The organism is Streptomyces sp. NPDC059668, from assembly GCF_042734135.1.
Classification (GTDB): Bacteria; Actinomycetota; Actinomycetes; order Streptomycetales; family Streptomycetaceae; genus Streptomyces.
Map to the genome: position 1 here is coordinate 218,966 of NZ_JBHWEL010000003.1, position 26,841 is coordinate 245,806.

Here is a 26,841-nt window from a genome sequence, read left to right on the forward strand (position 1 = left end):
ACCCCGGCGGGAGCTATCCACACCCCGCACGCGGGGGCCCCCCGCGACCCCCCCCCCCCCGCCCGGCCCGGGCACCCCCCCGCGCGGGCCCCGCACTTCAGGCGCCGACGTACCGTGCGAGGTGTTCGCCCGTGAGGGTGGAGCGGGCGGCGACCAGTTCGGCCGGCGTGCCCTCGAAGACGACCCTGCCGCCGTCGTGACCCGCGCCGGGGCCGAGGTCGACGATCCAGTCGGCGTGGGCCATGACCGCCTGGTGGTGCTCGACGACGATGACCGACTTGCCGGCGTCCACGAGCCGGTCGAGCAGGGCCAGCAGTTGGCCGACGTCGGCCAGGTGCAGGCCGCTGGTCGGTTCGTCGAGAATGTAGACGCCGGCCGTCCCGGCCAGATGGCCGGCCAGCTTGAGCCGTTGCCGCTCCCCGCCGGAGAGGGTGGTGAGCGGCTGGCCGAGGCTGAGGTAGCCCAGGCCGACGTCGGCGAGCCGGTCGAGGGCGGCGGACGCGGCCGGCGTGCGCGCGGGACCACTGCGGAAGAACTCCGCCGCCTCGGTCACCGGCATCGCGAACACCTCGCTGATGTCCCTGCCGCCGAGCCGGTACCGGAGCACCGACGCCTGGAACCGCCGGCCCTCGCACTCCTCGCAGACGGTGGCGGTGGCGGCCATGACGGCCAGGTCGGTGTGGAGGTAGCCGACGCCCTTGCAAGTGGGGCAGGCGCCCTCGGAGTTGGGGCTGAACAGCGCGGGCTTGACCCCGTTGGCCCTGGCGAACGTCCGGCGGATCGGTTCGAGCATGCCGGTGCAGGTGGCCGGGTTGCTGCGGCGGGAGCCCTTGATGGGCGACTGGTCCACGGTGACCACGCCGGCCCGGCCGGCCACCGAGCCGTGGATCAGTGAGGTCTTGCCGGACCCCGCGACCCCGGTGACCACGGTGAGTACGCCGAGCGGGAGGTCCACGTCGACGTCGCGCAGGTTGTGGGCGTTCGCTCCGCGTACCGCCAGCACACCGGACCGCTCACGCACCGACGGCTTCAGCGAGGCCCGGTCGTCCAGGTGCCGTCCGGTGAGGGTGCCGCAGGCCCGCAGGCCCTCGACCGTGCCGTGGAAGACCACCTCGCCGCCGTCCCTGCCTGCCTGCGGTCCGAGATCGACGACGTGGTCGGCGTACAGGATCGTCTCCGGCTTGTGCTCCACCACGAGCACGGTGTTGCCCTTGTCGCGCAGGCGCAGCAGCAGTTCGTTCACGCGCTGGATGTCGTGCGGGTGCAGGCCGACGGTGGGCTCGTCGAAGACATAGGTGACGTCGGTGAGCGCGGAGCCGAGGTGGCGGACCATCTTGGTGCGCTGTGCCTCACCGCCCGAGAGTGTGCCCGACGGGCGGTCGAGCGAGAGGTAGCCGAGGCCGATCTCGACGAACGAGCCGAGGATGCCGGCGAGCACCGGGACCAGCGGTCCGACGGACGGGTCGGTCAGTCCGCGGACCCAGGTGGCGAGGTCGCTGATCTGCATCGCACTGGCGTCGGCGATGCTGACACCGTCGATCTTCGCGGACCGCGCGGTCTCGCTGAGCCGGGTGCCGTGACACCCGGGGCAGACGGAGAACATCACCGCCCGCTCCACGAAGGCGCGCAGGTGCGGCTGGAGCGCCTCCTCGTCCTTGCTCAGGAAGGACTTCCTCACCCGCGCGAGGAGTCCTTCGTAGGTGGTGTTGATCCCGTTCACCTTGACCTTGACCGGGTCCCGGTGCAGGAGGTCGTACCTCTCCTGCTCGCTGTAGTCGCGGATCGGCTTGGCGGGATCGAGGAAGCCGGACTCGGTGAAGGACCGCACCACCCAGCCGTCGGCCTTCCAGCCGGGGACGGTGATCGCGCCGCCGGCCAGGGACTTGGAGTCGTCGAAGAGCTGGGCGGGGTCGATGTCCGAGACGCGGCCCATGCCCTCGCACCGCAGGCACATCCCGCCGACGACGCTGAACTCCTTCTCGGTCCTCCTGCCGTTGACCACCAGGACGCCCGACGCCTCGGCGGAGGCGACATTGAAGGCGAACGCCTTCTGCGTGCCGATGTACGGCTCGGCGAGCCGGCTGAAGAGGATGCGCAGCAGTGTCCCGGCGTCGGTGGCGGTGCCCACCGTGGAGCGGGCGTGGACGCCCATCGGCCGCTGGTCGACCAGGATCGCGGTGGTCAGTCCGTCGAGCACGTCGACGTCGGGCCGCGCCAGGGCCGGCATGAAGCCCTGTACGAAGGCGCTGTACGTCTCGTTGATCAGCCGCTGGGACTCCGCGGCGATCGTGTCGAACACCAGGGAACTCTTGCCCGATCCGGAGACTCCGGTGAAGACGGTCAGGCGCCGCTTGGGGATCTCGACGTGAACGTCCTTGAGGTTGTTCTCCCGCGCCCCGTGCACGCGGATCACGTCGTGACCGTCGGCGGCGCGCGGCGGGGGCGGCTGTGTGCCGGTCCCCTTGCCGAGCGCCAGGCTGTCCCTCCCCTGTGCCGGAGGCGGCACGCCCTCGTCGTAGGGCGTGGTGGCGAATTCCTGATCTTCCCGGTTCATGGGCCTCAAGCGTATATCTGCAAGAATGGTTGAGACTTTTCCGGATGATGCCCCAGAACCGTCGGCTAAAGTCTCAAACCGTGAAGTACCTGCGTCCGACCGACCTGGCCCGTGAGCACGGCATCTCGACCCAGGCGGTGCGCAACTACGAGCGGGACGGGTTCGTCCCGCTCGCCGAGCGCACGCCGTCCGGCTACCGGACCTACACCGAGACACACGCGGCGGCCCTGCGCGCCTACTTGGCGCTCGTCCAGGCCCACGGGCACGCCCTGGGCGGCCAGATCATGCGGTCGCTCAACGCGGGCGAACTCGACGCCGCGCTGACGGCGGTCGACCGCGGTCACGCCCAACTGCTGCGCGACCGGGGGACGCTGGACGCGGTCGGGCAGGCCGTCGCGCAACTGACCTCGGGCCCGGGCCCCTCCGAACACACGCTTGCTCCCTCCGGCGGCGAGCCGCTCAGCGTCGGCGAACTCGCACGCCGTCTGGGCGTCACCGCGGCGACCCTCCGCAACTGGGAGGCGGCGGGCATCCTCACACCCGTACGGGAACCGGTCACCGGGCATCGCTCGTACGGCGTCCCCGACGTCCGCGACGCGGAGCTGGCCCATCTCCTCAGACGCGGCGGCTATCCGCTGGAGCACATCCGCACGGTGGTCCGGCAGATCCGTACGGCCGGCGGTACCGAGGCCCTGTCCGCCGCCCTCGACGACTGGCGGCGGCGGCTCACCGCACGCGGGGTGGCGATGCTCGACGCGGCGGCCCGGCTCGCCGGGTATGTGGCCCTCCTGGGCATCACCCCGGCGACCGCGATCTCCGCGCCCCCCGTGCGGTGACCGCTCTTCCCTCGGACATCGGCCTCGTATGCCGCCGCCGGTCCGACGCCCGAGCGTACGACCGGCGGCGGCCCTCACCCCCACTGAACGGCCTGGCCGGTTCGCCCTGCCCGGCGGACGGGGAGCCGGCCGGCGAAACCGGACGCGGGAAGGCCGGAACGGATCAGGAGCGGGGCGGTTTCCGAGTGCCCGAACCGCTCTTGTTCTCGACGCGCCCCGGAGGGGCGGGATCGGGGCGCTGCCGGTGTCGGGACGAGCGCTGGCGAGGTGGCCGGGTCAGGGTGATCTGACGGACCAGTTGCTGGAAACAGGTCAGGGAGGCGAGGGCGGGTACGACCGCCGCGGCCACCCCGGTGATGGTCTTGTGGGCGTCGGCCACACAGAACATCACGGCGACGGAGGAGAACAGCAGGACGACGTACCAGGAGTGCACGGCACGGCGTTGGTGCAGGGCGGCCCGCAGGACGGAGAGCGAGGCCACCATCCAGGGGCCGTAGACGAGCAGGGGCCACCAGGGCCCCGAGCCGCTCTGCGTGCTGGACGCGATGTGCCGCAGGGGCGCGTAGGCGACCATGCCGCCGAAGACACTCACCATCGACACGATGACAGCGGCGACCGCGGCGATCACGAAGCTCACGGTCTGCAGCCAGGTGAAGCGGGGTTTGCGGACTCGCACCTTCCGATGTCCTGTCGAGGAACGTCTGATGGGCGGCAACTCGGCAGTGATCTGCACCAGGTTGTCCATCGGTTCACTGATGAATTCGTCGCCGTACGGCGACTCGCTGCGGGGTGGCGGCACGGTGGCCTCCTGCTCCGCCGCGGCGTCCTGCAGGAGGTAGGTGAGCTCCTCGACCGGGTCCCAGCCCTGGTCGTAGAGGGCGTCGGCGGGATCGCCGTGCCGGCCGGTACCGGTCCCGCCGGGGTATGCGGGGGGTTGTTCAAATCGAGCGAAGGAGAGATCCGGATAGTCGTCATTCACAGAAAAATTCCGCCCCGTCGGGATCAGGGCCGGGTGACAGCCGGAAGGTCCCCATCGGGCGATGAGTACGCGGCGACAGGCATGCGGGTGTATCCCCCGAACGCCACAGCTCGGGCCACGGACGGACGCTCCGCCACCGCTCCGGAGCGTGACGGGTCAACAAGGCTTGCTTGGGTCATATTCCATTAACGCTGGTCACCGCCCGTAGATGTGCGGCAAAAGAGTGAGCGCCAGCCCTCGGAAAAATTCACGAAAGCGTCTTTATCGATCCGAAGCCGATCGTTTTTCCGAGCTCTTCCGGAATCACGTCCGGAACGCCCCACGAACCGCCGCGTGCGGCACTTCCGAGATGCGCTTCGGGCCGTGCGCGGTGACACTTTTCTGGTGGCCTCGCGCGCCGCACAGGGTCCCCGGGCGTTGCGACCGGTCTCGTGACCGTCCCGTCCTCCCTGGAGATTGTCGTGAGCGAGCTCTTCCAGCCCCTGACCCTGCGTGGTGTGACGATCCCCAACCGGGTCTGGATGTCGCCGATGATGCAGTACTCCGCCCCTGCCCAGGGGCCGGAGACCGGCACACCGACCGACTGGCATCTCCAGCACCTGGTCTCGCGCGCGGTGGGCGGCGCCGGTCTGGTCATGGTGGAGGCCACCTCCGTCAGCGCGGAGGGCCGCAGCAGCGCCTACGACCTCGGACTGTGGAACGACCGGCAACCGCCGGCCTTCGCCCGCGTCGTGCGCGCGCTGAGCGATTCCGGTGCGGTACCGGCGATCCAGCTCAACCACCCCGGCCGCAAGGCAGGCATCGGACGGCCCTGGTCCGACGCCCACCCACCCCGCCCCGGCCTGCGGCGAGTGGGTCCGAGCCCGATCGCGTTCGGAACGGTCCCCGCCCCCCACGAACTCACCACCCACGCCATCGCCACGGTCGTCGACGAGTTCGCCCAGGCCGCCCGGCGCGCGTACCTGGCCGATTTCCGCGTCCTGGAGATCCACGGCGCGCACGGCTACCTCGTCCACTCCTTCCTCTCCCCCCAGACCAACCACCGCACCGACGCCTACGGCGGCGACCTGCGACGGCGCATGCGCTTCGCGCTGGAGGTGGTGGACGCGGTCCGTGCCGAATGGCCGTCGGAACTCCCGCTGTTCTTCCGTACCTCGGCGACCGACTGGCTCGCGGGCCACGGCACCGAGACCCGGCCCGGCTGGACCGTCGACGACACCACGCACCTCGCCCGGGAACTCCTGGCCCACGGAGTGGATCTGCTGGACGTCTCCACCGGCGGCATCGTGCCCGACGCCACCATCCCCGTCAGCCCCGGCTATCAGGTGACCTTCTCGGCGCAGGTGCGCGCACGGACCGGCATCCCCACCGCCGCGGTAGGACTCATCACCGAACCCGAACAGGCCGAGAAGATCATCGCCCTCGGTGAGGCCGACGCCGTCTTCCTCGGGCGCGAACTGCTGCGCGACCCGTACTGGCCACGCCACGCCGCTCATTCCCTGGGCGCCACCGTGTCCGCGCCACCGCAGTACGCCCGCGCGTTCCCCCGCGGCTGACGCGTGCCGCTCGGCCGGCGGACGGAACCGCCCCGGGTCCGTCCTGATCCGGGCCACGAGTGGCGGGGCGCGACGCGCGGGCGTGGAATGGAGGGGGTGGGGGTGGGGGCGCAACCGTGGAGGCGCCGTGGGTGTGACACCGCTGACGGAGATTCTCTCCGGGCCTTTCGAGGAGCGCTACGCCGTACCCGCCATCAACGTGTTCAACGACCTCACGATGGAGGCCGTGCTGGCGGCCGCGGTGGAGAACGCGTCGCCGCTGATCGTGCAGACGTCGGTGAAGACGGTCAAGTCGATGGGCAGCGACGTGCTCTACGCCCTGTGGACGGCGATGACCGCGGGCATCGAGGTTCCTGTCGCCCTGCACCTCGATCACTGTCCGGAACGCGAGGTCATCACCGAGTGCCTGCGGCGGGGATGGAACTCGGTGCTCTTCGACGCCTCCCGTCTGCCGGTCGAGGAGAACATGCGGCAGACCGTCGAGGTCGTCGCGGAGGCTCGCGCGTACGGGGCCGCCGTCGAGGGCGAGATCGAGTCGATCACCGGCGTGGAGGACGGCGTCGGCAGTGACACCGCGGCCCGGCAGCAGGATCTCGCGGTCGCGCTGGAGTTCCTGCGGACCACGCAGGTCGACGTCTTCGCACCGGCGATCGGGAACGCCCACGGGTCGTACAGGCAGGCTCCGGTGCTCGACGCCCAGCGGGTGTCCGATCTCGTGGCGGCCCATCCGGTGCCGATCGCGCTGCACGGCGGCAGCGGGCTGTCCGACGAGCAGTTCCATGACCTGATCTCCCGGGGGTGCGCGAAGGTCAACATCTCGACCGCGCTCAAGGAGACGTTCATGAAGTCCGGTCTGGCCTTCCTCGAAACGGCGGCGGAGCGGGGGAAGTGGGATCCGCCGTCGCTCTTCCGGGCCGTCCGCCAGGATGTCATCGAGCTGGCGGGTTCCCTGATGAGGCTCTTCGGCAGTGCCGGACGGGCGGGCTGAGACCATGCCCGCGCTCGTCTTCGACTGCGACGGGGTCCTCGCCGACACCGAACGCCACGGCCACCTGCCCGCGTTCAACCAGACCTTCGAGGAATTCGGTCTGCCCGTGCGGTGGAGCGACCAGGAGTACGCGCGGAAGGTGAAGGTCGGCGGCGGCAAGGAGCGCATGCGGGCCCTGCTGACACCTGAATTCGTCGCCGCCGCCGGTCTGCCCGCCGACCCGGCCGCACTCGAGGAGCGGGTCCTCGACTGGCACCGGCGCAAGACCGAGATCTACACCGGCATCATCCGCAGCGGACGCATTCCGCCGAGGCCCGGTGTACGGCGGGTCGCCGCGGAGGCGTACGAGGCCGGGTGGACGCTCGCGGTGGCCTCCACGTCCGCGGAGGCGTCCGTCCGCAGCGTGCTCGAACTGGCCATGGGTTCCGAACTGGCAACCCACTTCGGGGTGTTCGCGGGGGACGTGGTCCGGCGGAAGAAGCCCGCACCGGACATCTACGCGCTCGCCGTGCGGCGGCTCGGCCTCGGTTCCGAGCCCGTCGTCGCCGTCGAGGACAGCCGCAACGGGATGCTGTCCGCGCTCGGCGCCGGTCTGGTCTGCGCCGTCACGACCAGTGCCTACACCGGGGAGGAGGACTTCACCGGGGCTTCCCTGGTGGTCACTTCGCTCGGCGATCCGTCGCCCGAGGAGACCGTCACCCGGGTGCTGAGCGATCCGCTGGGTGTCCACCCGGGGCCCTGGGTGGTGCTCGCGGACCTGGCTGCCCTGCTCACCGCCGGCGGCGATCCGGGTTCCACCGCGCCGGGTCCGTCCGCGGCCCGGCCGCCCGGCGTCGCGACGCCCGGCCCGGATCCTCGTCCGCGGTGACGCCGCGGCAGTCAGTCACGGCCGTCGGTCGCGGCAGTCAGGAGAGTCATGCCATCGTCATCGACACCCGTCGGCGACCTCGCGTTCGTCGTCCGGACCATGGCCCGGACGGCCGTCGACAACGAAAAGGCATTCGGTGACCTCGACGCCGTCGCGGGTGACGGGGACTTCGGGTACTCGCTCGCCCGCGGCTTCGAGATCGTGCTCGCCGACTGGACCACGCTCGGGGCGGATTCGCCGGCCGAGTTCCTGAAGAAGGTTGCCCTGGTGATCTCCAGACGGGTCGGCGGCACCTCGGGCCCGCTCTGGGGCACGGCCTTTCTGCGGGCGTCCGGGGCCGTGAAGGACCGGCCGGAGCCGACGGCAGCGGACGCGGTGGCCATGCTGCGGGCCGCGGCCGAGGGCATCAAGGCACGGGGCAGGTCCGACCTCGGCGACAAGACGCTGCTCGACGCGTTGATACCGATGACCGACGCGCTGGAACAGCGGCTGGCCGGCGGCGGACCGGCGGCGGGCGCGGCGGAACTCGCCCGGCTGGCCGCCACCACGGCCCGTACCGCGGCGGACGCGACGACACCCATGCGGGCCCGACGCGGCCGGCAGAGCTACACCGGTGAACGCAGTATCGGCTCGCCGGACCCGGGTGCGGTGGCGGTCGCGGTGATGGCGGAACGCGTCGCGGCCGAGTGGGACGCACGCGACTGACGGCGCACGAGGGGCCAGGACCTCGGACGGCCCCTCCAGGACCCGGGACCGGCACCACGAAGGAGTGACGGGATGAAGAAGTTCGTCAACGACCCGAAGGACTACGTGGCGGAGATGCTGGAGGGGCTGGCTCTGGCCAACCCCGGCACACTGAAGTACGTCCCCGAGTACAACCTCGTCATGCGCGCCGACGCCCCGCAGGAGAACAAGGTCTCCCTCGTGCAGGGTTCAGGGTCCGGTCACGAGCCGGCGCATGTGATGACCGTCGGCAGGGGAATGCTCGACGCGGCCTGTCCCGGCGACGTGTTCTCGGCGCCCCCGGCCGACTCCGTGTACGAGACGGTCAAGCTGGTCGCCTCCCCGAAGGGTGTGCTGCTGCTCGTCAACAACTACACGGGGGACCGGATGGCCTTCGAGATGGCCGAGGAGCTGTCCCGGGCCGACGGGATCACCGTACGCACTCTCTTCATCGACGACGACGTGGCCGTGGAGGACTCGACGTACAGCGTCGGCCGGCGCGGGGTGGCCGGCAACTTCTTCGTGATGAAGGCCGCCGGGGCGGCCGCCGAACGGGGCGCGGACCTCGACGAGGTGCACCGGATCGGGGAGAAGGTCAACTCCGTCACCCGCTCCATGGGCATGGCGCTCACCGCTTGCACGCCACCTGCGAAGGGCTCGCCGCTCTTCGAACTGCCCGAGGACGCCGTCGAGATGGGCGTGGGCATCCACGGCGAGCCGGGCCGCAGGCGCGAACTGCTCCGGTCCGCCGACGTGATGGTGGGCGAGCTCGTCGACGCGGTGGTCGGCGACCTGCCGTACGTCGCCGGTGACCGCGTCGCCCTGATGGTCAACGGTCTCGGCGGCACCCCGATCGGCGAGCTCTACCTGGTCTACGGGCGGGCTCACAAGCGGCTTGCGGCGCAGGGCATCGAGATCGGGCGCAGCTACGTGGGCGAGTACTGCACCTCGCTCGACATGGCCGGGGCCTCGGTGACTCTGGTCCGGCTGGACGACGAGATCTCCGGTCTGCTCGCCGACCCCGCCGAGATCCCGATGCGTGTGTTCTGAGGACCGGTCGCGCTGGGGTCAGGCGTGCGAGGTCGCCCTGTCCCGTGTCCGGAAGGACCGGCTTGCCGGGTGTCCCCGCCCATGCCGACGGCCCGGCCGGCTGTACGGCGCGGCGGTGCGCGCACCCGCCGGGAGTGGCGGGTGCGCGCACCGTACGCCTCAGGGACGGAGGCGGGTCACCAGGGCGCCGGGGCCGGTGGCGGGACCACCGGGGGCCGGTCGTCGCAGGTGATGGTGTTCGGCAGCTCCCAGGACGCCATCCACTCGCCCGTCGTCCCTCCTCCGTCGTTGCCGCCGAGGTTCTGCGCCGCGAACTCGGAGCCGGTGGAGGGGAAGTTGAACGATCCGCAGTTGTTGATGCCGACCGCGCCGACGTTGCGGGCGTCCACGTTCTCGAAGGAGGCCGAGCCGGCGGAGCGGGCACTGAGAACGGAGGTGCCGGTGCCGTCCACGCGGATGTCCTTGAAGTGGACGCCCCGGATCGCGTACTTGTCCTTCACGGGGAAGTCGGAGACCAGCATGACCGCGTTGTAGGTGCTGTCGAGGAAGTGGTCGCCGGTGACCTGGATGTCGGCGTCGATGTCGCGCTCCAGGGCGTAGAACCAGATGGCGCCCAGCCCGATCTTCCAGTTGAGCTCGAACGGCCCGGATCGGACGGTGGTGTTGTCCGTGATCCACAGATGCCCGGTGAACGGCTCGGCTCCGAACCGGGAACCGACCTGGATGGCGCTGCCCTCCCTGATGGGGTCGGCGACGAGGTTGCCGGTGACCGTGTTGTCGGTGCCGCCGTAGAGAGCGATGCCGTTGGCGAGCACCGGGGTCTGCACGGTGTTGTGGGCGAAGACGTTGCGCGCGTTGCCGGTCTTCTCCGACCACATGGCCAGGCCGTCGTCACCGGTGTTGCGGACGAAGGTGTCCGAGACGGTGGAATCGGTGACACCGGTGTGGAAGTTGAGGCCGTCGGCGATCTGGTCGGCGATCACGTTGCGTGTGACACGCAGGCGTGTCATCGGGCCGTCGAACCACATGCCGACCTTGGTGTGGTGCAGGTAGAGGCCGTCGATCGTCGAGTCGCTGAGCGCACCACCGACGGCGTTGACCTGGTCGGTGTCGACGCGTTCGCGGACGTCGCCCTCGACGGCGAACCCGGACAGGTGGACGTCGTGGCTGCCGCCGTCCGCCGCGTCCTTGCCGTAGAAGCCGACACCCGTGTGGACCGAGCCGTCGGGGGCCGGGGTGTCCAGGGTGACCTGGTGCCCCTTGACGATCGTGTACCAGCTTCCCGCGCCGACGATCGTGACGTCGTCGACGACGATGTGCCGGTTCACCTGGTACGTGCCCGGCGGCAGGTAGACGTCGACGTGCCGCTTCTTGGCGTACGCGACGGCCCGGTCGAACGCGCCGCCCGAGTCGCGCCGCCCCGTGGGGTCGGCGCCGAACGCGAGGACGTTCGCCGCGCGTACCTCGATGTGCGGCGCGGCCACGAGTTGCGTGTCGAGCAGGTCGATCACGGTCCAGGCCGCGGCGCTCCCCTTGGGCGCCGTGAGGCGGACGGTGTCTCCCGCCGCGTACCGCTTGCCGAGCAGCAGCCGCTGCTCGTCGTAGAAGTGGCTGGGCCTGAACGGCTTGTCGATGGTGGGCGCCGGGGTGGTGGCGGCGGGCACGCATCCGCACTCGGTGATCCACCAGTCCGGGTGGAGCAGGTCGGCCTGGGGGTCGTTGGTGAACGGGTACTGGTTGTAGAGCCACGAGTACCGCGAGGTGAGTGTCATCGTGGAGCGGTGTCCGCCGTCGACGGAGACGTCCAGCGGTGCGGTGATGCCGCCGCCTCCGGGTGCGTCGGGAATGCTGTAGCGCACCGTGAGGGCGTTCGCGGCCCGCGGCAGCGTGAACTCGACGTACTGGCCCGGCTTCAGGCGTACGGCGGTGCGGCCGGAGGCCTCGGAGGGCAGGGTGTAGGCGGTGCGGTCGGGGCCGATGACGGTGCCGTCGGTCGACGCGTTCTCGGCCTCCTGCTCGGCGAAGTCCACCGCGGCGCCGCGCCCCGCGACCAGAGCCGGATCGAGCCCGGCCCGGGTCACCGCCGGGGTGCCCGCGCCGGTGCCGTGCCCGGGGGCGGCTTGAGCCGCCAGGGCCGCCGGTGCCGGAGCACCGAGCAGGAGAACGAGTCCGGCGAGCGCCGCCGTGACGATCCTGGCCGGTTTCCGCGCGCGGCTGCGGACCCGCTCCGCCGCCGCGCGCGTGCTGTACCGCGACATCAGATTCTCGCTTCTCTCGGAACGGACGAACGAGGACGGGCGGGGGGAGGCCGGCACGGCCGGACGGAGCGGGGCGAAGTCAGGGCGTACGGGGCATACGGGGCGTGCGGAAGGAGCGGAGCCGCTCTGGACGCGGAAGCGCGGAGGGGGACAGGCCGTGCCGGTGCGGTGACAGTAGGGCGTATCCGGGCATCGTCACAAGACGCCGGACACCTCTTTCCAAGTTCCCGTAAGAATCCTGCGTTGATTCATCGATTTCTTGCAGTGCACGCGGTGACCCCGGAGGCGAGTGCCCGGTCGGCGGTCAGCACTGCTGCTCGTGCAGGAGGTTCTCCCACTTCCCCGCGGCGATGTCCTCGCGGGTGCCCACCATCAGGTTCAGTGTGAACAGGTCGTGGTCGACGCCGTTTCCGGATATCTGGGCCAGGAGCACCAGCCCGTCCTGGTCGGGCGCCACCTGCCACTGGTCGGAGAACCCGCCGATCTGCGCGACGGAGTGGGGCGCGGGTCCGCCGTGGACGCTGTTGACGACCGCTTCCACGAAGCAGTCCAGCACCTCGTCGTCCTCCGCTCTCCCGTCCTCGAACGCCTTCGCCGCCGGAGAGCCGTACCAGTCGTGATCGATGGTCAGGCCGGGAACGGCGTACAGCGGGCGCGGCTCGTAGGCCGCGGCCTCCTGATCGTCCAGGTCCGCCGGCAGCGGGCGCTCCGCGGTCGGGACGCCGGCGGGGACGTGGAGAACGACCGAGTCGTCCGGCTCGTACTTGAACGTGGTGAAGAACAACAGCTGCCCGTCCGAGGGGAGTTCGATGTCGAGGCAGTCGCGGGGCAGGGCCGCGCAGTCGACGCTCAGCGCGAAGGGACCGGCTCCGTCGGGCCATTCCACACCGTCGGGCAGCAGGGGAAGCCCGCCCGTCCGCCCGGCCGGACGGAGGTCCTCCCGCCCGGTCTCCGGCAGGTCCTCGCACCTCACCAGGAGGACGCAGGGCCGCAGCAGGTCCGCCAACTCCCGTGCCAGGTCTCCTGGTACGCCGTGTTCCTCGGCCAGCTCGGTGAGGGTGTGGTCGTTGATGAATGCCATGCGGGTGATCGTGCCAGGAGCCACCGACAACGGGCCGGGTGGTCCTCGGGAGAGGACCACCCGGTGACCCGAGGCGGGGAGTTCATGAGCGATGCCGGCCTCGTGGCGGGAGGTCAGACGTGGACGTTGCGCGAGGCGGCGTGGTGGGCGGGCCGGCCCGTCCTGGGAGGCGCGAGGCGCCGCAGGGACAGGGTGGCGGTGAGCAGGAGGCCGGTGAAGACGGTGAGGAGGAGGGCGGAGACCCACATCTGCCGGCTCCCGGGCGACTGCCAGGCCGTCCAGAGGGTGGCCGCGCTCCACAGCAGGATGCCCACCACGTAGAAGGTGCGGACGCGGTGCAGTTGTCGCACGGCCCGCAGGAACATGACGCGTTCGGTCTTCGGTGCCATGGCGGGCCGTGTACCCCGATTCGCCGGTCCCACCGGCCGGGCCGGACTTCCGCGCCCACGGACCGCACTCGCCTCGTCCGGATCCTGGCCGTGCCCGGTGGCGCCGGTCCACATGACTGGTCCGCGGGTTCCGGCCGACCGGGCGGGCGGACGGGCGGGGCACCCTCCGCGTTCGGGCGCGCGGGGACGTGGATCACGCGGGGCCGTCCGACCGGAGGTTCGCCGCACGCCGGTCGGTCCTCGGCAGGGGCGTACGGAGCCCTTCGGGTGGTCGCCGGTACCCGTACCTCCCGTGACCCGCAGGCCGTTCAACCCGCGGCGGCGGTGAACGCGCCGAGGGCACTGGCCTGGGTACGCCAGTCGGTCTGGTCGGGGCCGGTGCCGGCCCAGCGTTCGCCGAAGGTGTTGAGGGAGCTGCGGTCCTGGGTCCACAGGGTGTCCGACTGCTTCTGCACATAGGTCTGGTAGGTGCCGGCGGCGGTGGCCTTCGCGAGATCGGCGAAGTGCCGCATGAAGATGCCCTTGAACTGCTTCTGGTTGTCGTCGCAGGACGCGGAGCCGACGTCGCAGGATTCGGTGAGCACTCCGCCGCGGGTCAGCGCCGGGCTCGTGATCGCGGCGTCGGCCAACGTCCGCGCGGTGGTCAGCAGCGAGCCGTCGCCGGTCGCCTTCCACAGCTCGGTGAAGCCGCCGATGGCGAGTCCCTGGTTGTAACTCCACACGGTGCCGCCGTTGTTGGCGCAGGACGAAGTCAGTCCGTCGTTCACCAGCCCCGCGGAATCGATCATCCCGCTGGACCTGTACCAGGCCGCGGCCGTCCTCGCCCGCTGGAGCCATACCGTGTCGCCGGGGATGCGCTGATGCAGCGCCGTGGTCAGCCAGAGGTACTGACCGTTCGTCACCGCGTTCTTGTAGGTGCGCTCGCGGTCCCACCACACACCACCGCCGCAGGTACCGGTGTCCCAATACCCCTGGATGTACTGGACGATGGTGGTCGCCTCGTTAAGGTAGCGGGCGTCATGGGTGTAGTCGTACGCGTCGAGCCAGGCCATGGCCCACCAGCCCGAGTCGTCGACGGCACGGCTGATGAAGTCGCCCTCGATCGCGTCCGAGCTGCGCACACCGGCGGCGAAGGCGCCCTTGTTCTGCTCGAAGGTGCGCGCGATGACCCAGTCGTAGTCGTGTGTGCCGGTGGCCTTGGCGAAGTCGATGAGCGAGGTGAGGGTCGCGGCCGAGTTCCACCAACTGTTCGGCCACCAGCCGTTGTAGGGGTCGTACGAGGCCATCAGCGCGTCTCCTGCCGCGCGCGCTCGGGTCGGCGCGGGCCTGGCCCAGGCGGTGCAGCTGCCTTCCTGGTGGCCGGCCTCACGGCCGCAGGCGCGGACCGCGCCCGCGTAGAGGAGGCCGCGCGGGTCGCGGGTGGCGTACATCGCGGTACGGGCGGAGGTGGCCCCGGACACGATGCTGGTGCGGCCGAGCGAGGAGCCGTCCGGCCAGGTCGAACCACCGTCCCACGAACGGTCGAGCCAGATCTCGTCGCCGGCGCCGCCGGTGTCGATGCCGGCCCAGGCCATGGCGTTCCTCTGGTCGACATGCAGCCGGATCGTGCGGCCGTAGAGAGTGGTCGACGGCACCGGCTGGTCGTCACCGGCCGCCTGGCCGGCGCCGGTCCCGTCGCAGAGGGTGTCGCAGACGCCCGGGCGGAGCCAGTTCGTGCAGCCGACCGCGGCGGCGTCCCCGCAGGCCCGGACCAGCCCGCGTCTGTGGTTGCGGGGGTCGGTGATGTTGTACATGAGCGTCCTGGTGCCGGTCCAGGTGGCCGGGACGGCGGCCTTGCCCAGCAGGCCCTCCCAGGTGGCGCCGCCGTCCCAGGAGCGGTCCAGCCACACCGAGTCGCCGGTCACCCCGTTGTCGATGCTGGCCCAGGCCATGTCGTCCGCGTCGGACACGTGCAGTTCGAGACGGCGGCCGTTGAGGTCCTTGTTCGGCACCGGAAAGCTCTCCTGGCGGGCCAGCGAGGGATCCCGGGTGTCACAGGCCAGGACGCACACGGTGCCCGCGGCGGCCGCGGGACCGGTGGCCAGGCCCAGCCCGATGGCCGCAAGGCAGGCCGCCATCAGGAGGCTGAGCAGCCGTGAGGGTCTGACAACGATGTCGGAGCTTCTGGAAGACATCTCAACCCGCCTCGATCTCACCGTGAGGGGACGTCGTCGGCGGGTGCGCCGTCAGCCGACAGCCTCGATGCACCCGCCAGGAACCGAGCGTTGGTCCATGCCTGTCTGCGAAGGAGTGAATAGGCTTGGCGCGACCCTGTCAATGCCTCAAGGTGGCGCCGATTCAAGGGAGTTCACCCTCGGGATCGACAGGTTGACACTTCGCTTTCCGGCACCCATCATCGGTGCGACTTCGGCGAGGCACCTCGCACACCCACCGCTCCATCAGCCGTGGCCTTCACAGGCCATTGTTTTGAATCGATTCAAGCGTGCCTCGTTCCCGCACCCGATCCGGGAGGTCCCCATGCGCCGCCTCCGTCCGCCGCCGAAGAGACCGCCCGGTCCCTGGCGCCCGCTCGTCCTGGCCGTGGCCCTGGCCACCGTGCCGGCCGCGGTACCCGCGCAGTACGCCAGTGCCTCCCCCTCGCCTTCCGTGACCACGTCCGCAACGCCAACGGCCGTATCCAGGGCGGAGCTTGACGCGCTGAACTACTCGCCGACGTCACGCACGCTCAGGCCGACGGCCGTGCGCTCCACGTCCGGCAGCGTCACGAACCCGCAGAACGTCCTCAGCGGGCAGCCGACGCGGATCTCCGGCTCGCAGTCGGCCATCACCCTTGACTTCGGCAAGGAGGTCGGCGGTCTGGCGACGTTGTCCTTCGGCAGCACCAGCGGCGGTGACCGGCGAGTGGGCCTGGCCTTCAGCGAATCGCCTCTGTACGCGGGCACCGTCAGCGACCGGAGCAGCGGCCGCGACGGCGAGGACGGGGCTCTGCGCACCACGGCCGCCGCCAACGGCACGTACACGATGCCCACCGCGAGACTGCGGGGCGGCTTCCGCTACCTGACGGTCTTCCTCGACACCCCGGGCTGGGTGGACCTCACGGGCGTCAGCCTCGATTTCAGCCCGGCTCCGGGAAAGGCCGACCCGTCCGACTACGCCAACTACTTCTTCTCCAGTGACGACCTGCTGAACCGCATCTGGTACGCGGGGGCGTACACGGTGCAGCTCAACACGATCGCCTCCCGCCAGGGCCGCGCCTGGCCCCCGCCGGCTTCGGAGTGGGACAACGGCGCCACCGTCGGGGTGGGTGACTCCGTCCTGGTCGACGGGGCCAAGCGCGACCGCACCGTGTGGCCCGGTGACCTGGGCATCGCGGTACCCACGCAGTACGCGTACTCCGACGACCTCACCTTGACCCGCAACGCCCTCACCACGATGTACGACGCGCAGTCGGCGGAGGGCGAGATCCCCTGGTCGGGCCCGCCGTTCAACCTCACCGGCTCGGACACCTACCACACCTGGACGCTGCTCGGCACGGCCACGTACTACACCTACTCGGCCGACCGGGCGTGGCTCGACTCCGAATGGGCCGGCTACAAGCGCGGGATGGCCTTCATCACCAACAAGATCGACGGGAACGGCCTGCTCGACGTGACCCGCACCCAGGACTGGGCCCGGGTCGGCCAGGGCGGTGAGAACGTCTCGGCCAACGCGCTGCTGTACGCCGCGCTCAGGGCCGGTGCCGGCCTGGCCACGGTCGAAGGCGACAACGCGCTCGCCGCGAGCTGGACCGGCAAGGCGGCCGCGATCAGGACCGCGGCCAACTCCCTGCTGTGGGACGCCTCGAAGGGGATGTACAAGGACAACCCCGGCAGCGGGATGTACCCGCAGGACGGCAATTCGCTCGCCGTCTGGTACGGGCTCACCGACTCCACGGCGAAGTCGCGGAGCGTCATCACCGGGCTCGGGACCCGCTGGGGCGCCTACGGCCCGACCACCCCCGAGTGGGGCGGCAACGTGTCGCCCTTCGCCGGCGGAATGGAGCTCAACGCGCGCTTCACCGCGAACGACGACTACGGCGCACTGGCGCAGATCCGCCGCACCTGGGGCCACATGCTGAACAGTGACATCGGCACCGGAAGCACCTTCTGGGAGGGCGTCAAGGCCGACGGCGGCCTCGCCTACGGCGGTTCGTTCATGAGCCTGGCCCACGGCTGGTCCACCGCGCCCACCTCCACGCTCACCTTCGACGTGCTGGGCACCGCACCGGAGTCGGCGACCGGCACCTACCGTTTCGTTCCGCACCCAGGCGATCTGACCAGCGCCGAGGGCCGCATCACCATGCCGCAGGGCGCCGTCGACGCCTCGTGGTCCCGTGCGCCCTCCGCCGGCACCTATACGGCGCACCTCACCAGCCCGGCCGGCACCACCGGCCGCATCGGGGTCCCGAAGTTCGGCGGCGGCAACATCTCGGTGTCCGTGAACGGCAAAGCCGTCTGGTCCGACGGAGCCTTCACTCCTGCCGCCGGTGTCACCGGCGCGAGCCAGGACGACACCTACGTGTACCTCACCGGCGTCGCTCCGGGCAGCTACGCCGTGACGGCCACCGGGCTCGGCGATCCCCCCGCGCCCGCCGAACCGGGTACCGGCGCCCTACGCACGGGCTTCACCCGGTGCGCGGGCGAGGGCGGCACCTGCTCCTTCAGCGGCACCCGTGCGGTGGCCTACGGAGCGGGGGCCTACACGTACAGGACGGCGACCGACCGCATCGCCTGCACCATCGCCTCGTTCGACGGTGACCCGGCGTCGAATCTCGTCAAGTCCTGCTACGTCGCCGACGCGGGCGGCCCTCCTGGATACACCGTCTGCTCGTCCGAGAACGGCACCTGTTCCGTTCCCGGATACAACCGCGACGTGGCGTACGGCGCCAACGGCAACTTCGCCCACCAGGTCACCCACGGTGCCGTCAGCTGTACCAACGCCCACTTCGGTGATCCCGTCGACGGCGTCGCCAAATCCTGCTACCTGCCGCCCGCCGGAGGGCCGCCCGGCGGCTGGACCACATGCGCGGACCAGAACGGCACCTGCCCGGCCGCCGCGGGGCAGCCGGTGACGTACGGCGCGTACGGCGCCTTCGCCACGATCACGGCCACCGGCGACACCCCGTGCACCGATGCCGCGTTCGGTGACCCGATCCCCGGCGAATCGAAGGCCTGCTACACCTCCACCGGCGGCCCACCCGGCTACGCCACCGCGTGCGCCGCCGAAGAAGGCACCTGCGGCTTCGGCGGACAGCAGACCGTCGCCTACGGCGCACGAGGCCGCTTCGTCTACAAGTCCTTCACCGGCGGCACCCGTTGCACCACCGCGGCGGTCGGCACGGACCCGCTGCCCGGCGTGCGCAAGGCCTGTTACCTCACGTCCTGAGGGTGGACGAAAGCAAGTCCGGAGCGACGGTCCGGTGCCGGATCGGACAACGTTCGCCCGGTGGCGATGTGCCGCGCCGCCCGAGTCCCGCCTCGGGCGGCGCGTGGCCGTCAGACCGTGCCGCAGGCGTTCCGATCATGTCCCGCCAGGCCGGCATCAGCACTGTTGACACTTCAACAATGGCGCCTATTGTGGACTCATCAACAAACGTCCTGGAGTGACAGACCCCGCGACGAAGCAACCCACAGCCCCGCCCGCACCGATGTCGGACACCTCAAGGAGAACCCCCATGAAGGCACTCGTCGCCCGCTCCTACGGGCCCGTGGAGAATCTGTCCCTCGCCGACGCACCCAAGCCCACTCCCGGACCGGGCCAGGTCCTGGTCCGCGTGGAGGCGTCGGCCCTGAACGCCATCGACCTCGCCCTGATCACCGGAGCGGTCAAGGATCATCTGCCGATCCAGCACCCCTTCGTGCCGGGCGTCGACGTCACCGGCGTCGTGGAGGCGGTCGGCGAGAACGTGTCCCGATTCGACGTCGGGGACCGCGTCCTCGCCTGGAACGGCGTTCCCTCCGGAGGCCTCGCCGAGTACGCACTCGTCCAGGACGCCCCTTCGGCCGCCCTGCGCCCGGCCGCACTGGGCCCTGCCGAGGCGGCCGCGCTCCCGACCGCCGCGCTCACCGCCGCCGCACTGGTCGACGAAGCCGAGCCGCAGGCCGGCGGGACGGTGCTCGTGGTCGGCGCCTCCGGAGGCGTCGGCTCCTTCGTGGTGCAACTCGCCGGGCGGACCGGCGCCAAGGTGCTGGCCACGGCTCGAGCCGACGAGGAGGACCTTCTGCGTCGGCTCGGCGCCGACGCGACCGTCGACTACATGACCTCCGACGTCACCGCCGAGACCCTGCGCTGGGCCCCCGGCGGCGTCGACGTGGTGATCGATCTGACCCATGCGGGCCCGGCGCTGGCAGGCGCCGCCGCCGCGGCACGCCCGGGCGGTCGCCTGATCTCCCCGTTGATGGGTCCCCCGGCCTTCGACCGCGGCGTCACCGCCGTCTACACGGGCACCCGGACCCCTACGGGCCGGCTCGAAGCCCTTGCGGCCCAGGCGGCCGAGGGGAGTCTCCACGTCGAGATCGGTGCGCGCTACCCCTTCGCGGAGGCCCCGCAGGCACTCGCCGACTACGCCCACAAGCACCTGCCCGGCAAGGTCGTCGTCACCTTCTGACCTGGTCCGGCGGCGCCCCCAGCGCGGTCCCGCCGGCCGAGCCTGGCACGGCCCACGGCAAGGGACCGTCTGTCGGCGTGCGGGCACGGTCCGCCCGATGCCGACACCTCGGCAGGCACGTCACGCCCGGCGACCGGACGTCAGCGGAACGTTCCGGTCCGGGTGCCGCTTCCCGGCCGCGCGAATTTTGTTGGCGTATCAACTTTTTGATATCGTCGGACCATGGGACGAGCACGGTGGCTGAACGAGCAAGAGGCTCATGTCTGGCAGTCGTTCCTGGATCTCCGCCGTCGCATCGAGGCCGTGATCAACCAGCAACTCAGCGCGGACGCCGGCCTGTCCTCGGTGGACTACGAGCTCCTCGTTCCCCTGTCCGAGGCCCCGGACGGTGTGCTCCGATTCCGGGAGCTGGGGCGCATGGTGGGCTGGGAACGCAGCCGCCTGTCCCATCAGGTGCGACGCATGGAGCAGCGGGGTCTCGTCCAGCGCGAGGACTGCGCCACCGATGCCCGGGGGCTGATGATCCGTCTCACGCCGACAGGTCGTGCCGCCATCACCGCCGCCGCGCCGGAACACGTCAACGTAGTACGACGGTACTTCTTCGATTCCCTCACCCAGGAAGAGTTGGCGACTCTGGCGGACGTCTACGACCGCCTGCTCGCCAAGATCGATTCCGACGTTCCCGGCAGTGACACACCCTGACTCCATCGAGCGCCGGCTGAAGCGATGCCCGGCGTGGTGCGGGGCACCGCCCTTGGACCCGCCGAAGGCTCAGAAGCCCAGGTCGTCGGGGTGGTCCAGGTCGTCGGTACGGATGCCGTCGATCCGGTAGCGGCCCTGGTCGGCCGCTGGGGCGGAAGTCGCTCCACGTAGCCGAGACGGGACCCTCAGCCGATGGTGGAGGTGTTCAGGACGTACTCGCGCGAGGCGTGCACCTGGCCGCGCAGGGCCGCCAGATCGACGTCGAGGACCTGACCGTTCCACTTGCGGGGGATTCCGTCGATGAGGACGGCACTGATGTTGCGGGCGTCCGAGCCCAGCACGACGGTGGCGACGGCGTCGTTGAGGGGCATGTTGTTGAGGTCTTCGGCCTGGACGACCAGCAGGTCGGCCTTCTTGCCCGGGGTGAGCGAACCGGTCACAGCCTCCAGTCCGTTGGTGCGGGCGCCCTGCAGGGTGGCGAAGTCCAGCACATCGTGCGTGCTGATGCGTGAGGGTCGCCGGTCAGTGCCGTAGGCGGCGTTGACGGCGCGCATCCGCTGAATGGTGTGCAGGGCTCGCATCTGGGTGAACATGTCGCCGGCCAGGGCGACTTCGACGTCGATGCTCAGTCCGGGCCGGATGCCCGCGGCCAGGGCCTCGTCGACGGCGGGGATCGCGGTCTCCAGACCGATCTGGGCGTCGGACGTGGGCGCGAGGGCCACGGTGGTGCCTGAGTCCCCCATCGCCTGCCATGCCTCGGCGGTGAGGCCCGTCGCGTGGATGAGGGTGACGTCCGGGCCGAGGATGCCCTCCTTTCGCCAGCGCAGCACGGCCTCGGACGAAGACGTGCCGAAGACGGCATCGACGCTCACGCCCACCCCCAGATCCTGTGCGACGCGGGCCAGTTCGGGTCCGTAGGCGAGGGCGGGTCCGGCGATCTCGTCGGTGGCGAGGGTGGCCAGACGCAGGGTGAGCAGTTGGTCGTCGCTGCCGAAGTACTGGTTCCTGAGCCGGGTCAGGTCAGCGGGCCACTGCCGGTCCCAGTCGCCGAAGTGCGGACCCATGGAGGCGTGCACACCGCGGATGCCGGTGTCGAGGAGGGCCTGGACGGCGGCGTCGGAGTGCTCGGAGGTACGGGAGTTGTGGGAGAAGTCGAGCATGCAGGTGATGCCGCCGTCGATCGCGGTCAGAGCGGCCAGCCGGGTGCCGACGTACATGTCATGGGGTCGGTAGGCGGGGGCGTAGCCCGCCAGGGTGGTCATCACGTAGCCGCCTAGGTCGTCGACGTCCGGCATGATCCGGCGCAGCTGGGCTTCCCAGGCGTGCCGGTGGGTGTCCACGAAGCCGGGGGCGAGAATCGCGCCGGTGGCGTCGACGACCACGGCGCCGTCCGCTCCGAGGTCATGTCCGACGGCGATGATGGTGCTGCCCTCGACGAGCAGCTCGCCGCCGGTGATCACTCCGAGTTCCGGGTCCATCGTGACGATGGTCGCGCCCGTGAACAGGATGCGTCGGCGCGGGTCCGCGGACCGGCGCCGCAGCTGGTCGAGCACGGCGGCGCCGGTGGTGTCGTCGACGTTCATGGGTGTCCTCTTCCTCGCCCGGAGGCGCGGTGGGCTTGTGGACAACGGCTTGATGACACCAGCCTCGACCGGCTCCGCGGGGGTAGCCAGGCCGCGGTTTCCCCGGGTGTCGCACACCCAGCCTCCGTTCTGGGTGGTGGTGACCCGGGGTGGGAGCGCCGTGGGCGCGGGTCGCCGTGTCGGGACGGGCCACCCCGTCCTGCCCCTGATGTCGAACGTACGGATGAGTAGGCGTACTCATGCGGGTGCGGGAGGTTCGGCGCACCCTGACCGTGACGCCGGAGTGTCCGGCGCTCGCGCCCCTGGGGGGTTCATGGGTGTCCTGGGTGTGGTGGCGGCGCTGGTGGCCGCGACGGCGGTGTGGCGGCGGTCCCACCGGTCGGACGGGGGGCTCGGCCCGGGTCTCGGATGTCTCCTGGCGGGCGGGGTGGTTCTCACGCTGCTGGTGTGCACGTGGGCGGTCGTCATCACCCTCGGCGGGGCGCATCTCGGGCTCGATGTTCCGTAACACCGGGGGCAGCCCTCCCCCGGGCCCATCGCGATCGGTCCGGTACGTGCCCCACCCGAAACGGCAAGGCTAGCCTGGGGGTATGAGTGACAGCACCCCATTGGGAGAGTTCCTCAGGGCCCGGCGGGAAGGCCTGAAGCCACAGGACGTGGGCCTGCCCGAGCACGGCCGTCGACGGGTTCCCGGCCTGCGCCGCGAAGAAGTCGCCATGCTCGCCGGCGTGAGTCCCGACTACTACATGCGCCTGGAACAGGGCCGCGAGTCCAGCCCTTCGGCCCAGGTCGTCGACGCCGTCGCGGACGCTCTCCACCTCGATGCCGAAGCCATCGACCACCTGCGCAGACTCACCCGCGCGCCAGAGGAACGCCATACCCACCACGCAGGCCAGGACCAGGTCCACCCGCAGCTGCTGCGGCTGCTCGACAGCTGGCCCGACACGCCTGCCTTCGTGGTGGGCCCGGCGCTGGACATCCTGGCCCACAACGCGCTCGCGGCCGCACTGCACAACGGTTTTCAGCGGTTCGACAACCTGGCGCGCATGGTCTTCGTCGATCCGGCGGGCCGCGACTTCTACCAGGACTGGGACAAGGCCGCGCAGTCATGTGTCGCCGAGATCCGCGCCGCCTACGGATACGATCCGCGATCTGCACGCATCGCCGAAGTCGTGGAGACGCTCTGCGCGAAGAGTCCGGAATTCGCCGACCTGTGGTCACGACACCATGTGAGGGGCAAGACCCGGCAGACGAAGCACCTCAGACACGCCCAGGTGGGAGACCTGCGGATCCAGTTCTCCGCCTTCACGGACAACGCATCCCCCCACCAGCAGCTGGTCGTGTACCAGGCCGAACCCGCCGGCTCCACCGCGGCCGCGTTCGCCGAACTCCGCTCGCTGTCCGACGACCGGCCGGCCGAGCCGGAGAGACTCGACCCGGAGTGGATCTCCGAACCGACGCACCGGACGTGACGCCCGTCGCCGTGTGACCACGCCCACCGAGCGTGACAGCGCCCGCACCACGGCAGGTCCGCGGTGCGGGCGGCCCGCGCTTACGCCGCGTCGGAGTCACGTGCTCACTCCTGGTCGGCGGACGGGGCGCTCCGACGGGTCGGCGACGCGCTGAGGGAGCCGAGCAACGCCAGCGCGTCGGCGGAGGGACTGCCCGGCTCGGCCTGGTAGACGACGACCTGCTGGCCGGGGGCGCTGTTGACGGTGAAGGCCTCGTGGTGCAGCTCCAGGTCGCCGACCTCGGGATGGCGGAAGAGTTTGGCCTCGCGGGTCTTGCCCCGTACGTCGTGGCGGGCCCACAGCGCACGGAACTCCGTGCTCTTCATGGACAGTTCACCGACGATCTCGATCAGCCGCGGGTCGTCGGGATCGGCACCGGCCGCCTTGCGGAGGGCGGCCACGCATGACGCGGCGGCGCGGTCCCAGTCACGGTAGAAGTGGTGCGCGGCCGGGTCGAGCATGGTCATGCGCAGCAGGTTGTCGCGCGACGTGAAGCCGGCGAACAGGGCGGCCGCCAGCTGGTTGTGGGCCAGGATGTCCAGGGCGTTGCCCAGGACGAAGGCGGGTGTGTCACGCCAGGTGTCCAGGAGCCTGCGCAGATGCGGGCCGGCGCGTTCGACGCGGTGCGCCCGGCGTGTGCGGCGCGTCGCGGGGGTCGCCACTCGGTACAGGTGTGCCACGGCCTCGTCGTCCAGGCGCAGGGCCCTGGCGACGGCTTCCAGCACCTGGCGCGAGGGATGCCGTTCGCGGCCCTGTTCCAGGCGCATGTAGTAGTCGGTGCTCACACCGGCCAGGGTGGCGACCTCCTCGCGGCGCAGACCGGGCACCCTGCGGCGGCCGGAGGCGGGAAGTCCGGCGTCCTCGGGGCGCAGCCGCGCGCGTCGCGCGCGGAGGAAACCCCCCAGCGCGTTCTCGGCGGCGGGATGCTCGTCCGTGTTCATGCCGTCGAGGTTAGAACGGCGGAATGTCCTGCGACGGGCCGAAAGGGGGGTGCGCTGCTCCCAGGATTTCCGGGCCCCCGCGCAGCCGACCGAACCCGCCGTCGGCGCTCGGCCCCCCTGTTCCCACAGCCGCCCGCCGAGTCCTGAGCACCGGCGGGGTCGCGCGACGCCGGCGCCGTGGGCCCGGCTCATGACAGCCCCGTGCTGAAGGGGACCCTCCGTATCCTGGGTGCGTCTCTCCCAGGAAACTCCCGGCCTTCCTCCCTCTCTCGACGCCTCGCAGTATCGATTGCACCGGAGGAAAGCTCCGGTGGACATCCGGACGAGAGAAGAGAGATCCCCTCATGGCTACCTGGTTCGTCACCGGCGCGTCCCGAGGCATCGGCGCGGAGATCGCCCGTGCCGCACTCGCGGACGGTAACGACGTCGTGGTCGGCGTACGGAACCCCGAGCGGGTGCCGGCCGACCTGAAGAACTCCGAGAAGGTGCTGGCGGTCGCGCTGGACGTGACCGACAACGACAGCATCCCGCAGGCCGTCGAAGCGGCCGTCGACCGGTTCGGCGGCATCGACGTCCTGGTCAACAACGCCGGCCGCGGTCTGCTGGGCGCGCTGGAGGAGATCACCGACGCCGAGGCCCGCTCCCTGTTCGACCTCAACGTCTTCGGACTGATCAACGTCACCCGAGCCGTCCTGCCCGTCATGCGCGGACAGGGTTCCGGCAAGCTCGTCCACATCGGCTCCCGCTCCGGCTTCGAGGGCGAGCCCGGCGTCAGCCTCTACTCCGCCTCCAAGTTCGCGGTCGCCGGGATCAGCGAGGCGCTCTCCGCCGAGATGGCACCGTTCGGCATCCAGTCGATGGTCGTCGAACCCGGCGTCTTCCGCACCGACTTCCTCGACGCCAGCTCCCTGTCCGTCGCCGCCCACCGCATCAGCGACTACGACGACACCCCGGCCCACACCACACTGGACTGGATCGACCAGGCCAACCACGCCCAGCTCGGCGACCCGGCCAAGGGCGCCGCCCTCATCGTCGAGGCCGCCTCCGGCGACGAACTGCCCACCCACCTCTACGTCGGACGCGACACCCTCGAACGCCTCGACGCCAAGTACCAGCAGGTGCAGAAGGACCTCGCCCCCTGGCGCGACAAGTCCGCGGCCACCGCACACGACGACGCCTGACCGCAACCGGCGCCGGGGAACCGAGCCCCCCGTGCGCGAACCGCACCACCGCACGGCTGGACCGCACCCCCTCACGGCCCAGCCGGCCGACCCCGGCCCGCCGCGGATTCCCCCCACACGAATCCGCCTCCACCTCTTCCACCACGTACGCGAAGGAACACCGTCATGCCTGCTCTGCTCTCCGGATCCCCCCTCACGGGCCGTGTCGCCGTAGTCTCCGGCGCATCCAGCGGCATGGGCGCCGCCACCGCCGAACGCCTCGCCGAACTCGGCGCCACCGTCGTCGTGCTCGCCCGCCGCAAGGACAAGCTGGACGACGTCGTCAAGCGCGTCGAGGCCGCCGGCGGCACCGCACTGGCTCTCGCCGTCGACGTCACCGACCGCGCCGCCGTCCAGACCGCCGCCCAGCAGGTCGCCGACCGCTTCGGGAAGGCCGACCTGGTCTTCAACAACGCCGGCGTGCAGCTCATCTCCGGTATCGAGGAACTCAAGGTCGACGACTGGCAGCGGCAGATCGACCTCAACATCTCCGGCCTGATGAACGTCATCGCGGCCTTCCTCCCGCACCTGACGGACTCCGCCCGGCGGGGCAAGGCCGCCGACCTCATCAACACCTCCTCCATCGCGGCCACCCGCATCCTGGAGAAGTTCTCGGTCTACTCAGGAACCAAGGCCTACATCAGCCACCTCACCCGGCTCCTGCGGGTCGAACTCGGCCCCAAGATGGTCCGCGTGGCCACCATCGAGCCCGGCATGGTCGACACCGAACTCCCCGACCACGTCACCGACCCCGACGCCTCCCGGCTGATGGCCGACCTCATCCACGACATCGACTGCCTCCAGTCCACCGACATCGCAGAGACCGTCGCCTTCATGGCGGCCGTCCCCCGCCATGTCAACCTCACCGAAATCACCATCATGCCCACCGCGCAGGCCATCTGAGCCGGAGAACCCAGTGGGGCTGCCGGCCTTCACGGCAGCCCCACAGACGGTGG

Annotated in this window: 21 protein-coding genes; 13 read left to right on the forward strand and 8 right to left on the reverse strand. The window is 70.8% G+C overall.

The genetic code is table 11. From position 1 onward, the window contains the following. Positions 1–97: 97 nt before the first annotated feature. Entirely contained in the window at positions 98–2,554 is a 2,457-nt protein-coding gene (locus ACFV2J_RS04635; protein ID WP_385091098.1) for an ATP-binding cassette domain-containing protein, read from the reverse strand. A gap of 47 nt (positions 2,555–2,601) precedes the next feature. Between ACFV2J_RS04635 and ACFV2J_RS04640 the strand changes: the two genes are divergently transcribed. Next, the gene (locus ACFV2J_RS04640) at positions 2,602–3,390 is read left to right on the forward strand and encodes a TioE family transcriptional regulator (protein ID WP_385091111.1); all 789 of its coding nucleotides are present in this window, start codon (positions 2,602–2,604) and stop codon (positions 3,388–3,390) included. Positions 3,391–3,553: 163 nt separating this feature from the next. On the opposite strand, the gene ACFV2J_RS04645 is transcribed toward ACFV2J_RS04640, so the two are convergent. Continuing rightward, on the reverse strand, positions 3,554–4,369 hold the full coding sequence (locus ACFV2J_RS04645; protein ID WP_385091095.1) for a DUF2637 domain-containing protein: 816 nt from the start codon (positions 4,367–4,369) through the stop codon (positions 3,554–3,556). Between the two features lie 461 nt (positions 4,370–4,830). On the opposite strand from ACFV2J_RS04645, the gene ACFV2J_RS04650 reads away from it, so the two are divergent. From ACFV2J_RS04650 to dhaK, 5 genes are all read left to right on the forward strand, one after another. Continuing rightward, complete coding sequence (locus tag ACFV2J_RS04650) at positions 4,831–5,925, forward strand: NADH:flavin oxidoreductase/NADH oxidase (protein ID WP_385091093.1); 1,095 nt, start codon at positions 4,831–4,833, stop codon at positions 5,923–5,925. Between the two features lie 127 nt (positions 5,926–6,052). Next, entirely contained in the window at positions 6,053–6,913 is an 861-nt protein-coding gene (locus tag ACFV2J_RS04655) for a class II fructose-bisphosphate aldolase (protein WP_385091090.1), read from the forward strand. Positions 6,914–6,917: 4 nt separating this feature from the next. Beyond that, complete coding sequence (locus ACFV2J_RS04660; RefSeq protein WP_385091087.1) at positions 6,918–7,781, forward strand: HAD-IA family hydrolase; 864 nt, start codon at positions 6,918–6,920, stop codon at positions 7,779–7,781. Positions 7,782–7,829: 48 nt separating this feature from the next. After that, positions 7,830–8,486: a dihydroxyacetone kinase subunit DhaL gene (gene dhaL, locus ACFV2J_RS04665; RefSeq protein ID WP_385437307.1), complete on the forward strand. Its 657-nt coding sequence runs from the start codon at positions 7,830–7,832 to the stop codon at positions 8,484–8,486. A gap of 72 nt (positions 8,487–8,558) precedes the next feature. Then, a complete protein-coding gene (gene dhaK / locus ACFV2J_RS04670) occupies positions 8,559–9,554 on the forward strand; it encodes a dihydroxyacetone kinase subunit DhaK (protein WP_385098272.1) in 996 nt (331 codons plus the stop codon). Positions 9,555–9,730: 176 nt separating this feature from the next. Here the strand turns inward: dhaK and ACFV2J_RS04675 are convergent, their stop codons facing one another. The 4 genes from ACFV2J_RS04675 to ACFV2J_RS04690 form a co-directional block, all read right to left on the reverse strand. Next, positions 9,731–11,812 carry a glycosyl hydrolase family 28-related protein gene (locus ACFV2J_RS04675; protein WP_385437310.1) on the reverse strand — a complete coding sequence of 694 codons (2,082 nt, stop codon included), beginning with the start codon at positions 11,810–11,812 and terminating at the stop codon, positions 9,731–9,733. A gap of 304 nt (positions 11,813–12,116) precedes the next feature. After that, positions 12,117–12,893 carry a DUF1963 domain-containing protein gene (locus ACFV2J_RS04680; RefSeq protein ID WP_385098477.1) on the reverse strand — a complete coding sequence of 259 codons (777 nt, stop codon included), beginning with the start codon at positions 12,891–12,893 and terminating at the stop codon, positions 12,117–12,119. Between the two features lie 113 nt (positions 12,894–13,006). Next, positions 13,007–13,282 carry a hypothetical protein gene (locus tag ACFV2J_RS04685; protein WP_385088829.1) on the reverse strand — a complete coding sequence of 92 codons (276 nt, stop codon included), beginning with the start codon at positions 13,280–13,282 and terminating at the stop codon, positions 13,007–13,009. A 308-nt stretch (positions 13,283–13,590) separates the two neighbouring features. Then, on the reverse strand, positions 13,591–15,456 hold the full coding sequence (locus tag ACFV2J_RS04690) for a glycoside hydrolase family 76 protein (RefSeq protein ID WP_385088828.1): 1,866 nt from the start codon (positions 15,454–15,456) through the stop codon (positions 13,591–13,593). Between the two features lie 565 nt (positions 15,457–16,021). Between ACFV2J_RS04690 and ACFV2J_RS04695 the strand changes: the two genes are divergently transcribed. The 3 genes from ACFV2J_RS04695 (at position 16,022) to ACFV2J_RS04705 (ending at position 20,630) form a co-directional block, all read left to right on the forward strand. Next, positions 16,022–18,706 (forward strand): alpha-L-rhamnosidase, encoded by a 2,685-nt coding sequence (locus ACFV2J_RS04695; RefSeq protein ID WP_385088826.1) that lies wholly within the window; start codon positions 16,022–16,024, stop codon positions 18,704–18,706. 289 nt (positions 18,707–18,995) lie between these two features. Further along, positions 18,996–19,928 carry an NADP-dependent oxidoreductase gene (locus ACFV2J_RS04700; RefSeq protein WP_385088824.1) on the forward strand — a complete coding sequence of 311 codons (933 nt, stop codon included), beginning with the start codon at positions 18,996–18,998 and terminating at the stop codon, positions 19,926–19,928. Between the two features lie 222 nt (positions 19,929–20,150). Continuing rightward, positions 20,151–20,630, forward strand: coding sequence for a MarR family winged helix-turn-helix transcriptional regulator (locus ACFV2J_RS04705; RefSeq protein ID WP_385088822.1), 480 nt, complete (start codon positions 20,151–20,153; stop codon positions 20,628–20,630). A 185-nt stretch (positions 20,631–20,815) separates the two neighbouring features. Here the strand turns inward: ACFV2J_RS04705 and ACFV2J_RS04710 are convergent, their stop codons facing one another. Beyond that, complete coding sequence (locus ACFV2J_RS04710) at positions 20,816–22,213, reverse strand: amidohydrolase family protein (RefSeq protein ID WP_385437314.1); 1,398 nt, start codon at positions 22,211–22,213, stop codon at positions 20,816–20,818. A 313-nt stretch (positions 22,214–22,526) separates the two neighbouring features. Between ACFV2J_RS04710 and ACFV2J_RS04715 the strand changes: the two genes are divergently transcribed. Both ACFV2J_RS04715 and ACFV2J_RS04720 read left to right on the forward strand, forming a co-directional pair. Beyond that, entirely contained in the window at positions 22,527–22,721 is a 195-nt protein-coding gene (locus ACFV2J_RS04715; RefSeq protein WP_385088818.1) for a hypothetical protein, read from the forward strand. Positions 22,722–22,803: 82 nt separating this feature from the next. Then, positions 22,804–23,685 (forward strand): helix-turn-helix transcriptional regulator, encoded by an 882-nt coding sequence (locus ACFV2J_RS04720; protein ID WP_385088816.1) that lies wholly within the window; start codon positions 22,804–22,806, stop codon positions 23,683–23,685. 104 nt (positions 23,686–23,789) lie between these two features. Here ACFV2J_RS04720 and ACFV2J_RS04725 read toward each other — a convergent pair whose 3' ends face one another. Further along, the gene (locus ACFV2J_RS04725) at positions 23,790–24,665 is read right to left on the reverse strand and encodes a helix-turn-helix transcriptional regulator (protein WP_385088815.1); all 876 of its coding nucleotides are present in this window, start codon (positions 24,663–24,665) and stop codon (positions 23,790–23,792) included. Positions 24,666–25,009: 344 nt separating this feature from the next. On the opposite strand from ACFV2J_RS04725, the gene ACFV2J_RS04730 reads away from it, so the two are divergent. Together ACFV2J_RS04730 and ACFV2J_RS04735 are read left to right on the forward strand one after the other, a co-directional pair. Continuing rightward, positions 25,010–25,846 carry an SDR family NAD(P)-dependent oxidoreductase gene (locus ACFV2J_RS04730; RefSeq protein ID WP_385088813.1) on the forward strand — a complete coding sequence of 279 codons (837 nt, stop codon included), beginning with the start codon at positions 25,010–25,012 and terminating at the stop codon, positions 25,844–25,846. Between the two features lie 165 nt (positions 25,847–26,011). Continuing rightward, positions 26,012–26,788, forward strand: a complete 777-nt coding sequence (locus ACFV2J_RS04735; protein ID WP_385088811.1) for an SDR family oxidoreductase — start codon at positions 26,012–26,014, stop codon at positions 26,786–26,788. Positions 26,789–26,841: the final 53 nt, after the last annotated feature.